The organism is Rhizobacter sp. P1_G5, from assembly GCF_056405435.1.
Genome location: NZ_JBFUCB010000128.1, coordinates 1 through 11894, shown reverse-complemented (window position 1 = coordinate 11894; position 11894 = coordinate 1). Strand labels below are relative to the sequence as shown.

General features: G+C 67.0%; 14 protein-coding genes. All 14 read right to left on the bottom strand.

Annotated elements, in window-relative coordinates; all coding sequences use genetic code 11:
- Positions 1-108: 108 nt before the first annotated feature.
- The 14 genes from AC1D12_RS11880 to AC1D12_RS11815 all read right to left on the bottom strand — a co-directional run bounded on the left by AC1D12_RS11880 (position 109) and on the right by AC1D12_RS11815 (position 11739).
- Positions 109-486 (bottom strand): hypothetical protein, encoded by a 378-nt coding sequence (locus AC1D12_RS11880; protein WP_056808546.1) that lies wholly within the window; start codon positions 484-486, stop codon positions 109-111.
- A gap of 37 nt (positions 487-523) precedes the next feature.
- Positions 524-1192: a hypothetical protein gene (locus tag AC1D12_RS11875; protein ID WP_477840573.1), complete on the bottom strand. Its 669-nt coding sequence runs from the start codon at positions 1190-1192 to the stop codon at positions 524-526.
- A gap of 181 nt (positions 1193-1373) precedes the next feature.
- The gene (locus AC1D12_RS11870) at positions 1374-1817 is read right to left on the bottom strand and encodes a hypothetical protein (protein WP_477840571.1); all 444 of its coding nucleotides are present in this window, start codon (positions 1815-1817) and stop codon (positions 1374-1376) included.
- Positions 1814-2140 (bottom strand): head-tail joining protein, encoded by a 327-nt coding sequence (locus AC1D12_RS11865; protein ID WP_477840569.1) that lies wholly within the window; start codon positions 2138-2140, stop codon positions 1814-1816. The genes AC1D12_RS11870 and AC1D12_RS11865 overlap by 4 nt, the downstream gene beginning before the upstream one ends.
- Positions 2141-2151: 11 nt before the next feature.
- The gene (locus AC1D12_RS11860) at positions 2152-2490 is read right to left on the bottom strand and encodes a DUF2190 family protein (RefSeq protein WP_477840568.1); all 339 of its coding nucleotides are present in this window, start codon (positions 2488-2490) and stop codon (positions 2152-2154) included.
- 49 nt (positions 2491-2539) lie between these two features.
- The gene (locus AC1D12_RS11855) at positions 2540-4621 is read right to left on the bottom strand and encodes a ClpP-like prohead protease/major capsid protein fusion protein (RefSeq protein WP_477840566.1); all 2082 of its coding nucleotides are present in this window, start codon (positions 4619-4621) and stop codon (positions 2540-2542) included.
- A 119-nt stretch (positions 4622-4740) separates the two neighbouring features.
- Positions 4741-5055: a Mor transcription activator family protein gene (locus AC1D12_RS11850; RefSeq protein ID WP_477840564.1), complete on the bottom strand. Its 315-nt coding sequence runs from the start codon at positions 5053-5055 to the stop codon at positions 4741-4743.
- A complete protein-coding gene (locus tag AC1D12_RS11845) occupies positions 5052-7121 on the bottom strand; it encodes a phage terminase large subunit family protein (protein ID WP_477840562.1) in 2070 nt (689 codons plus the stop codon). The genes AC1D12_RS11850 and AC1D12_RS11845 overlap by 4 nt, the downstream gene beginning before the upstream one ends.
- A 53-nt stretch (positions 7122-7174) precedes the next feature.
- A complete protein-coding gene (locus AC1D12_RS11840; protein ID WP_477840560.1) occupies positions 7175-7672 on the bottom strand; it encodes a terminase small subunit in 498 nt (165 codons plus the stop codon).
- Between the two features lie 126 nt (positions 7673-7798).
- A complete protein-coding gene (locus AC1D12_RS11835; protein ID WP_477840558.1) occupies positions 7799-8596 on the bottom strand; it encodes a hypothetical protein in 798 nt (265 codons plus the stop codon).
- 11 nt (positions 8597-8607) lie between these two features.
- Entirely contained in the window at positions 8608-9948 is a 1341-nt protein-coding gene (locus AC1D12_RS11830; RefSeq protein WP_477840556.1) for a replicative DNA helicase, read from the bottom strand.
- Positions 9949-9965: 17 nt separating this feature from the next.
- Positions 9966-10910: a helix-turn-helix domain-containing protein gene (locus AC1D12_RS11825; RefSeq protein ID WP_477840554.1), complete on the bottom strand. Its 945-nt coding sequence runs from the start codon at positions 10908-10910 to the stop codon at positions 9966-9968.
- Between the two features lie 71 nt (positions 10911-10981).
- Entirely contained in the window at positions 10982-11266 is a 285-nt protein-coding gene (locus AC1D12_RS11820) for a hypothetical protein (protein WP_477840552.1), read from the bottom strand.
- A complete protein-coding gene (locus AC1D12_RS11815; protein WP_477840550.1) occupies positions 11266-11739 on the bottom strand; it encodes a phage regulatory CII family protein in 474 nt (157 codons plus the stop codon). Before AC1D12_RS11815 ends, AC1D12_RS11820 begins: the two co-directional genes overlap by 1 nt.
- Between the last annotated feature and the right edge of the window lie 155 nt (positions 11740-11894).

Sequence of the window (11894 nt, the reverse complement as noted above, 5' to 3'; positions counted from 1 at the left end):
GTTGCAGCGCGGCCGGCGGCGTGTGCTTCCAGAACGCGGCCAGGGCTGAGACCTGCGGCAGCGTGACGCGCTCGTCGATGTGCTGCCAGGTCCAGCCGGTCGCGGTGATCAGCCAGGCGTAGAGGTCGCTCCAGGGATCGCTCCAGGCGTCCCCGGCATGTTGGCCGCCGCCACCACCGCCGCCGAAGACGCCTGCCCTTCCCCCATCGCGCCTACCTTGGTCTCCAGGCCCGCGACCTTGGCAACAACTTCAAGCGCCGCGCTCAGCTGCTCCATCGTCGCCGGCAGCAGCTCGACCTCCTCGACCGTCTTGCCGGTGCCGGCGGACAGCACCAGTACGATGTCGTCGAACACGACCTCGTCCAGACGGCCGTTCTTGAAGGCGAGGCCTGCACGGTTGAAGGCAGGCAGCAGCTTCTTCAGCCGGCCCAACGGAATGGGCGCGACCTCGATCGTCTGTTCGCCCAGGGTAATGGTGTCGTTCATGGTCGTGATGGAGATGAGGATGAAGATGACGAAGGGGTCAGAACAGCGCGATGTAGCCGAYGCTGCCAGCCTCGTCGGCGAAGGCCTGCGCCGTCAGGTCGTAGACCGCGAAGTCGTCGCTCTTGAAGGGCAGGCTGACCTTGCTGCTGACCGCGCGGTTGAGTTTCATCACCAGGTTCTTGCCGTCGTACTGGTTCTGCAGCATCACTGTGAAGGCCGGCGTCGGCCCCATCAGGTCGTTCGTCAGCTCGAAGATCTGGCCATTGCGACCGTTGGCCGACTCGGCGCGGTACTCGAAGCTCACCAGAAACTTGCGGGCCACCGGCGACGGCGCGAAGCGGTACTTGCCGTTCGACACCGCGTACTCGCCAGCGGCCGGGACCGCGTCGTTGGCGAACGGCACGCGCTCCAGCTGCTCGCCCGTGGCGCCGTCGACCACGCCAAGGTCAGTGACGAAGGTGCCGTCGTGCGGCGGCTCGACGATGACTTCCACCGCGACATTGCTGCCCTCGGCACCGGCCGCCAGCAGGAAGGCGAAGTCGTAGACGGCCGCGCGGATGCCGGCGGTCGGCGCCTTGCCGAACTGCAGGCGGCCGAGGACCGCGCCGTCGATCTCGGCGTACTTGGCCTTGATCTCGATCTTGGCCTTGCCCTGCGCGACGGCGATCGGGTAGCGCCGCGAGCCGTACAGCGTCTTGAGGTCCACGTCGATGTCGACGGAGATGTCCTGCAGGCCGCCTAGACGCGTGGGGGTGGGGGTGGCCCAGGGGTTRCCGAATGAGTCCTGGACGGGGATGGTGATGAATTGACCGGATCCGAAGAAGATCATGGTGGTGGTGCTTGGATGAGTTGAAGGAGTGAGGGCAGCGAGGCAGCGGCTGCTGGTGTCACGTCACGAGGGACAGATCGCCGGCCCGGCTCAGCGCCTGCAGCTGATAGGTCGCCGTCAGGCGGCCGATGGTCTCGTCGCCGCCCTCGGCGCGCGGCTCGGTGCGCACGCAGCGCAGGCCGCGACCGAGGGTGTTCAGCTCGCCGTCGACCGCGATCACGCGGTGCGCCTGCAGGTGCAGCCGGTCGGCTGCGGTCTCCCAGTCCTCGCCGCGCACGTGGAAGTCGAGCTCGAACTCCATTAGGCCGCGAGTGACTGCATGCGCGAACGCGTCGGCCTGGCCGGTGGAGCGGCGGATGTTGATGGCCGGGATCTCGTCGACACCGAAGGCATCGACGCGGCCCCGATGCACGCGCGCGGCTGCGTCGGTACCTGCGCTCTTGAGCACCAGCTCGACGCACTGCAGGATGCGCTCGTGGGTGGAGTTGACTTCGGCCCTCATGCTGCAGCTCCCGTCGGCACTGCCTTCAGCTCGACCTGCAGCTCGCTGCCGTCGAGCACTGGCACGCCGGCCTCGCGCGCCGCCCAAGCCTTGCCGGCGACGGTGAAGCGGTCGCCCCGTTGGACGCCGTTCGGCGCGTCCACGCTCTGCATGCGGATCGTCGGCTCGGTGCGCATCTGCATGCCGTCCAGACCGGTGCTACCCGGCTCGTCAAGCAATACCCGCACCGGTTGCGCATCGCCGCCGGCTGGCGTGAACTGCGCATCGCGGCCGAGCCGGGCGTACAGCACCGCGAGCTTGCGCGTGAAGATGTCGTCGAGCATCCGGCGCGGCCTCAGGCGTTGATCTTCACGTCGACGAAGGTCTCGCCAGCCGCTGCGGCCGTGAAGGCGAAGCCGGCCGAGGCGATCACCGCATTGCCGGCACCGATCGTGGCCGTGGTGATGACGCCCTGCAGGTGATCCCATCGCACCGCATCGCCGACACCGATCGCGTCCGCTGCGAGCTTGGGCAGCCTGTAGACGCCCTCGACGGAGAAAACGCCGGACACGTTGGCCGGAACGTTGGCGAGGGCGACGCCGATGCGAGCGCCGAGGCGCAGAACGCCGCCGGAGGACACGGCTGCGGCCGGCGCGGTGGTGATGGATTGGCCGGGTTGGACGAAGTTCTTCATGGTGAATTCCTGTGGTGGTGAGGTGTAGGTCAGCCGGGATCAGCCCTGATCAACCATTCCGCTGCAGCGTCTTCCAGTCCAGCGCCTTGGCGCTCGCATCGATACGGACCTTGAACTCGACGCCGTCAACGCTCCAGCCTTGCTGCTGCTCCATCGTGGGCGCCTCGTTGCCGTCCAGGTAGTCGACCGTCACCACGTCATGCATGCCCTGGTCGGCGACGCCGTACCAGCGCGTCGGCGAGTTGTCGTCGAGACGGGCGTCGGAGATCACCTCGAAGGTGCCGCGCACGCTGTTCGGCACCGTGTTGTTCTTGGCGGCGGCGCCGACCTCGTACTCGCTGTCGCGGACCACGTTCGCCGTACCCTGCAGCGACACCGGCACCAGCAGCTTGGCGAGACGGATGTTCAAAGCGCCCGAGGTCTGGCCGCCGTCCTTCTGCCGGGCCATTGCGACACGCATCGCATCGACGGCGGCCGTGGTGATCGCAGAGGCGTCGACCAGGTTGCCGTGGTCGGCATGGAACAGCGCCTTGCCGTCGGCCATCGGCGCGTTGCCGGTCAGCACCGCATACGCCAGGTTGCCGACCGTGCGGATCGCCGCCCGGCCCATCTTGCGCGGGATGCGGGTGAACGCGTCCAGGTCGTCATTGATCACCGCCTGGCGGGTGATCTTGAAGATCTCGCCATAGGTGCCCAGCACGCGGGTCTCGCCGCGTTCGYCGATGCTGATGTATTTGTATTCCCCGCCCTCGGGCACCTGGCGCAGCGCCGGGAAGCTGCCGATGTCGACCATGGACATCGGCTTGAAATCCGGCAGCGTGCCCTTCACGGTCCACTTCTGGAAGGTCTCCTCGACTTCGTCATAGCCCTTGAGCATCGCCTTCTGCGCGACGTTCGCCAGCAGCAACGGGAAGTCGCCCGAGCTGTGCGTGAACGCCAGCGCGATCAGGCTCATGCGGTCGGTGCCGGCGTGCTTGACGCCGTGCGCCTGCAGCGAGGCCCGCGCCATCTCGGTCAGGCTGTGGCCGCGCCACGGGTTGCTGGTGTCGTTCTTCGCCAGGCCGGCGCGGATCTCCAGCGCTGCGGCCATGCCGGCCCTGCGTCGGTCGGTTTCGTCCTCGACGGTGAGCAGGTAGCCGCCGGCCAGCGGTACGGAGCCATGACCCATCGCATCGAGCAGCATCGACTTGGCTTGCACCAGCGTGCAGTTCGAATCGGCCAGCGCGGCATTGAGCACCGTCTGCGTGTGCGGATCGCCGCTGTAGGGTTGGTACGCGGCGCGGATTGTTGATTGACGTTGGTTCTCGGCGCGCACCGCGGCCTGGACGGCGTCCTGGTGAGCCTGTGCCTCGGCGGGCGTCGGCTGGGTGGTCGGGATGGTGGTGTGGGTGGTAGCCATTTGAGCGGTCGGCAATGCAGTCTCCAAGGTCGAAGAAGTCGGGGGAATCGATGAAGCAGTCGGGCGAGCGATAGAAGGAACGGCAGACACGGCCGGCGTCGATGCGGCGCCGCGGGAACCGGCCCAAGCAAAGCGGCTAGCGCTGGCACTGACAGGCAGCGCGGCCGTGACGGCGTCGGCGAGCTTCTCGGTCACGGCATCGGTGGCGCTGAACCAATGGTCTTGGCCGTCGAGCCAGGCCATCACCTCGTCGAGCGGCCGGCCGGTCTTGGCGGCGTAGCTCGCGGCCATGGCCTGCGCCCACTTGTCGAGCAGGTCGGCGTACTCGCGCAGCTCGCTCGCATTGCCGGCAGCACTACCCCAAGGGGCGTGGATCATCAGCATCGCGTTCTCCGCGACCTCGATGCGGTCGCCGGCCATCGCGATCAGGCTCGCGATCGACGCGGCCACACCATCGACCGACACGGTGACGGTGCCCGGGTGGCGCTTCAGCGCGTTGTAGATCGCGATGCCGTCGCTGACGGAGCCGCCATTGCTGTTGAGGCGAACGGTGATCGTCTCGGCGTCGAGCGCAGCGACAGTCAGGACAAAGTCCTTCGCGGCAACGCTGTCGCCGTACCAGGATTCGCCGATGTCGCCATAGATCCAGATCTCGGCGTGCTGGACCTCGGCCTGTGCGCGTGCGGAGAAGACAGGACGGCGGTGGACGCTGTACCAGGGCGTGGCGCTCATGCGATGACAGGTGCGTTGTGCATGCCGTCATCGTCTTGGAATTGCTGTCTCGTTTGTAGACACCGAGACGAGACTATTTGCAGGCCCTGTTCACGCCTTGCGTTTGGTTCTCGGCGCCCTTATCGCCGGCGTGCGCAAATCTTGTAGACCTGCGCCTTTGACAGGCCGAACTTCTCGCAGACCTGTTGGATGTTCGCGCCGTTGAACATCAGGCGAATGTGTTCGTCGCGCGAGCCCCGATCCGGACGAGGAACGTAGACGAGAGCGCCACCAAACTTGGCGCTCAACCCCTGGACGATTTCCTGCGCCATCGCGGTCGCCCACGGATCCTGCAGCGCGAGGCGGTCGCGAAGGATGTCCGACATCTGGCCGACCAGGGGAATGCGGTGAACGGGCTTGGACGGGGACTTCGAGTGAGACGGGGTGTGGTTCAAAGGCGGCTGCTCCATGCGTTGCTGGCAATCGGGGATGACGTGAGCTGAGGTACGAGAGGCCGTGCGGCTGGGGGTGGTGGAGCCCGAGGCGCGATCGGTGCAGACGCCTGCACATCTGCCATCGCGGTGGCGTTTGCCGACGGCATCGACGCGAACAGGTCAGGCTCCAGCCCCGCTTCGAGCCGTGCCCACAGCTTGTCGCTGAGCGTGTGCAACCCGATGGCCTGTGCGCAGAACAGCGCATACACCGTGCAGTCCAGCTTCTCGTTGCGCTTGCCGGCCGGCTTGAGCCAGCGGTGTTCCTCGCCGCGGCCCGTCTTCACCAGCATCCGGCTTTCGGCCGTGAGCTGGTCGTAGAACTCGGCCGTCAGCTCGCGCGCGAAGTGCACATAGCCCGGCCCGGGCTGGCTGACCTGCAGGCGGCCGTAGAGCAAGTCCTTCGCGGTATCCGTCCCGACGTGCCACAGCCGCACGCCCTTGCGGATCGTCTTGCCCCGCTCGTTCACGTCGACCAGCACGCTGGCGCTCTTGATCGGGCGGCCCATCCGCGTCTCGCCCCTGACCGCGTACAGGTTCTGGTTCGGCCGGTTGCGCACGAACACGTAGCACTGGTGTGTGAAGTGACCGCCCGTGTCGATCGCAACCGCGTCTGCCGACATCTCGACGCCGCACACATGCCGGTAGGTCGCCTTGATCGCCGGGTCCAGCTTCAGATCCCACTCGCGCTGGTCGGCCGGGTTGCCGTAAATGACCAGGTCGTCGACGACCCACATTTCTTCGCCACGGCCGAAGCCCCACACGACGAGTTCCCAGCGATCCCCCTGCACGTCCACACCGATCGCGAGCTTCACCGCACCGCGCGGCACGATGCGCAACGGATGCCCGTGCTTGCCGCGCAGCGCGAGCTGGCTGGCGTCGGTCTTCTCCAGCTCCTGCTCGTARGTCTCGCCGCGCGTGGTGTTGATGAAGGTTTTGAGGTCGCTGTCGTCRCCGGCCTGCGCCTTCTTCGCCGCGGACAGCCAGTCGCGCACGATGCTGACCCAGGTCGCCTGGGGGCTGTATGCGGTCCAACTGAAGAACGCCACGTGCATGGGCGGTGCGATCTCCGCATCCACGGCATTCCTGAAGCGCAGCTGCAGCTCGTCGCGCTCGTCGATCCAGATTCCCTCGGCCGACTTCCAACGGCCCTTCCAGGCCGCCAGGTACTCGGCCTGGGTGATGCACACGCCGCAGTGCGGGCAGACGTGGCCGACCGTCTCCGGGTCGTTGTCGGTCCACTTGAAGCCGTGCCGCGCTTCCTTGCCGCCCCAGTCGAGGGTGTGTTCGTCATCGCAATGCGGGCAGCGAATGAAATACTGGAAGCGCACGTCGGCCTGGCTCTCGCGGTCCTCGATCAGGCTGAAGCCCTTCAACTTCGGCGTGCTGCCGGCGACTGACTTGGGGAACGTGGCGCCCTCGATGCGCTTGTCCCCGAGCCGGAAGGGACTGCCTTCCTTCTCGATGTCGCGGTCGAAGCCGTCGGTCTCGTCGTAGTACACGCAGTCCACGGTGATGCGGCGGTAGTTCTTCGCGGCCTTGCCGCCACGCAGGTGGAGCAGGCAGCCGAGGAAGCGCTTCTTCTTGATCGTGTTCTCTTTGGACTTGCGGTTGAACTTGGGGAACACGCGTCGCATCACGCGCACGTCGCGCAGCATCGGCTCCAGCTCGGTGGTGACGAAGTCGTCGCGGTCCTCGTCCGTCGGCTGGTACACCGCCTGGTTGCGACGCTTGTGCTCGGCGAAATAGCCGACGGCCGCCAGGAAGATCTTGGTGTATCCGGTGCGAGCGGACTTGCGCCACGTGACGTGGTTGATCTCGTCGTGGCCGATGCAGTCCGCAATGGCGATCTGGTACGGGTAGGCTTCCCAGCGGCCCTGCTCGTAGCTGCTCTCCTCGCTGAGGTAGAAGTGCTCGGCCATCCATTGCGACAGGCGCATCGGCGGGGGTGCTTCGAGCGGGCGCAGACCGCGGCGCAGCGCCGCGTTGATCTCGTCGCGCTGCTCGGTGCCGAGGTCCGCCAGCGACATGGGCGGCTCGACGTACGCGGACTCGACTGCGTCGAGCATAGGCGCCAGTTCCGTCAATTTCCATCCTCCTCTTCATCGGGTTCGTCTTCGGCATCCGCCAGGCTGAGCGCCGCCGCCCGGTTGCGCGCCTTGCTGACCTCCTCCTCGAAGATGCGCAGCGCCTCGGTGGGCAACTCGACGCGGCGGCGCACGCGAGGCACGAGGCCCTGCAGCAAGCTGCCCACGTCGCCGGCCATCTTGGCGAGCACCAGCTCCAGCACCGCGACGGGCGCCTRCTCGCGGCGGTTCACCGCGTTGTCCATCGCGACGCGGTCGGCCTGCTCACGGGCGAGGCGGGCGCGCTCGCGCGCCAGTTCGCCGTCGGCCCCGCGGCCCGCCGCCTGTTCGCGCAGGTGCTTCGTGTACGCGCGCAGCCACGCCGAGGCCGGCTGGCCGGCCTTCAGGATCCCGCGGCCGAGCAGCTCGCTGATTGCCTGCTGGCTGACGCCGACCAGGTCGCCGAACTGCTCCTGCGTCAGCGGGTGAGAGAGGGGCTGTTGCATCGCTTCCATGGGTACAACCCCCTTAAGCAACGCCCGCAACTACGGTGCGAACGGGGTTCGAATTACCCTTGACCGAGGTCTCCCGGGAGGACCCGTCTAGGGGGGTGGGGGTGGTGCTGATCGAGGTCGAGGTGGTCATGCACCCTGCCCCTTCGAACCCAGCCCGAGCTTCGCGAGCTGCTTGTGCATGCGCTGCTCGTAGAGCGACTTGAAGCGGCTATCGATGACGCGCTGCGCCGTGCCCGCGAAGTCGAAGCGCTTGCCGTAGCGCGTGCCGTTGACGAACAGCAGCACCGGCTTCACTGCGCTGCCAGAGCTGAAGCGGTGCCGCGCCCACACACCGCGTCGCAGGTGCTGCATCTTGTCGCCGTGCTTCCACGAGCCACGCCCTTGCCTCGACTCACTGCCATGCGCCACGAAGTACTCGACCTTGCTGCGCTTGGCCTTCGAGCGCCTGCTGCTGGTGGCATTGGCGTCCGACCCCGCGAGGTTGAACGCCTGCAGCTGGCTCAGGATCTGCACGATCTGCCCGCGCCCCATGTTGCCGTAGGCATCGAGCTTGGCGCCCGCGCCGGGCACCGCCCGTTCGTTCTTGCGCATCAGCCCGGCCTGCACGAGGATCTCCTCGAAGCGCTTCAGCGGCCGGTTTCCGCCCTCGATCTGCGGGAGCAGGTAGTGCGCCCGCGACGTGCCGTCCTTCAGCCACACCATCGCCTGCAGCTTGCTGCGGGTGGCGAAGGTCGTGCGCAACGCCCGCAGCGTGAAGGCCGTCGGGTTGTCGAAGCTCGCACGGATCGCGGCCACCTGGGCATCACGCACCTCGCGCGTCGTGTCGTTGATGGCCTGCGCCATCACGTTCGGGTGCTCCTGCTGCAGCTCGCCGAACGCCTTGGCGATCTGGCCTGCATCGAAGCGGATGTTCATCGTCAGCATGCGTGCTCCGATCAGTCCAGGCCGCCGCCGCGCTGCGCCTTCAGGCTCTTCATCGGCGCTGGCCCTTCCCAGTCCGTGAAGCGCTGGTGCGCGCCGTCGAAGGTGAAGTTCAGCGTGTCGGTCGGACCGTTCTTGTGCTTGACCACGTGCAGCTCGGCGTGCATCTTGTTGGCCTCGGTCGGGTTGCGCCGGTGCTCGCGGTGCAGCAGTCCGATCAGATCCGCCGCGCCCTCGATGTCGCCGCTGTCGCGCAGGTCGCTCATCTGCGGCGGACCGCTGCGCTTGTCGGCTTCGCGGTTCATCTGCGACAGCAGGATGATCCAGACGGCGAATTCCTTGGCCGCCCGCTTCAGGCCGTTGGAGATCTTCCCGAGTTCCTGGTTGCGGTTGTCGCCGTCGCCCTCCATCAGCTGCAGGTAGTCGATGACGACGAGGCTGAGTTCCTTGTGGCGACGCTTGACCTGCTGGATCTTGCGGCGCACGTCCATGATGGAGAGCGCGGCCTGGTCGTCCATCGCGATGCGCAGTTTCCCGAGCGCCTCGACGCCCTCGGTGACGCCTTCCCACATGCTCTGCGGTGCACGCAGTGGGTTGCGGATGTCGGCCAGGTTGACCCGGCCGGCTGCGGCCACGTGCCGGGCCGTCAGCGAGTTCAAGCTGTCTTCCTGGGTCAGCATCAGCACCCGGTCCTTGCGGCCGACGTTGCGACTGAGCGTCAAGACCAGTCCGGTCTTCCCCATGCTCGGCCTGGCGCCGATCACCCACAGCTCGCCCGGCCGGCCACCGCCCGCGGTGCAGTGGTCCAGATCCTTCAGCCCGGTCGGGACCGTGGTGACCTTTCCGTCGTAGCGCGCGCTCAGGTCGTCGACGAAGCCCACCACCAGCTCGCTGATGTCGCGCGGCTCGTTGCGCTCGGCCACCGCGTTGAGCGCCATCAGCTTCGTGATCATCTGGTCGATGACCTGGTCGACCGGCTGCGGCTTGCCCTTCGCATCGTGCGCGCCGCGCAGGATCTCGTCAGCTAGGTTCGAGCCCAGGCGCATCAGTTCGCGTTCACGCCAGCGCTCGACCAGCAGTTCGGCGTGGCGCAAGGCTGCGCGACTGCTGACGACGCACGACATCAGCTGATTCAGGTACACCATGTCGTGGTGCCCCTTCTCGTGGACGGTGACCAGGTCGGCCAGCTTGCCGGCGGTCAGCAGTTCGCAGATCGTCTCGTAGATGGCACGGTGGTCGGTTTGGTAGAAGTGCGCGGGCTTCAGGACCGTGCTCACCGCCTCGAAGGCCTGGTTGTCGAGCAGCAGCGCGCCCAGCACGGCGTGCTCGGCTTCATCGCTGTGGGGGGCGGTCATTGCGTCGGGTCGGCGGGTCATGCGGCGGCTCCTTGGGTTGCGGCGTGGGTGGCAGCGTTGATGGCGGTGTGGCGTTGCATCACGGCCTGCGCTTGCAGGCCCTGGGTGGTGAGCTGGGCGGGCGTCCCCGGCTTGAGGAACCAGAGGCGGTACCAGTTGTCGCGGACGCTGTTGCGGAAGGTCTGCCGCCAGTCGCGTTGACGCTTGCCCTGAGCGGTGCGGCGGTTCTTGAATTCGACCCAGTGCAGCAGCAGGATGTCGCGGTCGATGCCGGCGACATCGCAGTACTCGAACACCTTGTCGCCCTCGGGAATGGGCTTCTCCCCGGCGGCCTTGCAGATGGCGAGGAACTGGGCGAGGCTCAGCAGCGGCTTGTGCTTCGACGCCTGCTCGTCGTCGTCGATGTCATCGCCGACCTCGTCGTTGCCGTGAGCGTTGCCGTGAGCGTTGCCGACATCGTGGTGCCAAAGGTCCTCAGCCCCTTTTGGGGGTTGGGGGTGTATTTCTTGTATTGGTTCTATTACGGTTAGGGGGCACGTCGTGCCGGGGTGACCGGCATCTGGTGCCGGTTGGGCGGCACCTCGTGCCGGGTGACCGGCATCTCGTGCCGGGGGCATCTCGTGCCGGGGGGCACGTGGTGCCGGGAGGCATTTGCTGCCGGGGGCATCTGGTGCCGGGGTGCGTCGAGCGCTTTGCTGTTCGCAGCCGTTGCCGCGCGGGGTCACGGTGTAACGGTTCGCCTTCATGGCGCCGATCTCCACCTTCACCAACCCTGCCGTCTCCAGCCAACGAATGGCATTGCGCACCGCGCGCTCACCGAAGCACGTGCGCGTCGTGATCGTGTCGATGCTCGGCCAGCACACGCCCTGGTCGTTCGCCTGGTCGGCGAGGCTGATCAGGACGGCCTTCGGCGTCGGGGGCATCGGAAGCGGCCAGCAGACCGCCATCACCATGGTGCTCATTGGGCAACACCCTTCCCTTGCAGCCGCGTGGGCCGCAATGCATCTTGTCGGTAGGTCATGTCAGAGGTCGGTCAGGCGCGCAGCCGGGCTTGCCGGCATTCGCGCTGGGTGTGGTCGGTTCGGCAGTCGTCATCGCAGTAGGGCTCGCCCGGTGCGCAGCGCTCTTCGCAGTTGCGGCAGATGCCCAGCGGCAGGTATGTCAAGCGCGCCGTGCGCTCGTGGTGCTTGGCCAGGGCCGCGAAGATGAATTCGGATTCGCGGACCGTCGCGAGGTCGTCGGCACTCAGTCGCTCCAGCGTGTCGCGTGCGAGCACGTCAACGGCAAGGCTCGGGAAGGAGGTGGTCTGCGTGTGCATCAGCGCGCCTCCCGCATCGACTGCGGCTTGGCCGCCTCATTGCGCACACGCAGTGCGAGGAGCACGGCCTGCACGGCCGACATCAGCTCGGAGGCCTCGCCTTCTACGCGGCGCAGCTCGTTGTCGGTGACGGCGCCGTCGGCCGTCACCTCGCTGATCTGGCCGATCACCTCGGCGAACTCGCGCGCCATGCGCGTGACGCCCTTGAAGGTGTCGTCGTCGATGCCATCGGCGCGGGCCGGTAACGGCAGCACCATGCAGTGACTGGCGAGCGCGAAGGCGTTCAGGATGCCCCGGTCCTTCGTCAGCAGCGTGAGCTTGAGCGCGTCGGCCAGCCCGATCTTGGCGGTCGGGTAGTTGGGGTCGACCTCATGGCTGAGTGTCGAGGCGCTCTTGCCGAGCAGAGGTGCGAGCGCGGTGGCGCCGCCGGGGTATTCGTGTACGAGGTTGAAGGCTGCAGTCTGGACGTTCATGGCATGGGTCCGTGGGGGTTGCTATAGATGCGCCCTGCCCTGTTTCCGATACTGCGCACCAGTGAGCGCAACTTGGGCATGGAACCCGATCGCGCTGTGGCGCAGCGATGATCGGAGGCAGAGGCATGGAGGGAGAAATGCGGTGGGGCAGCGTG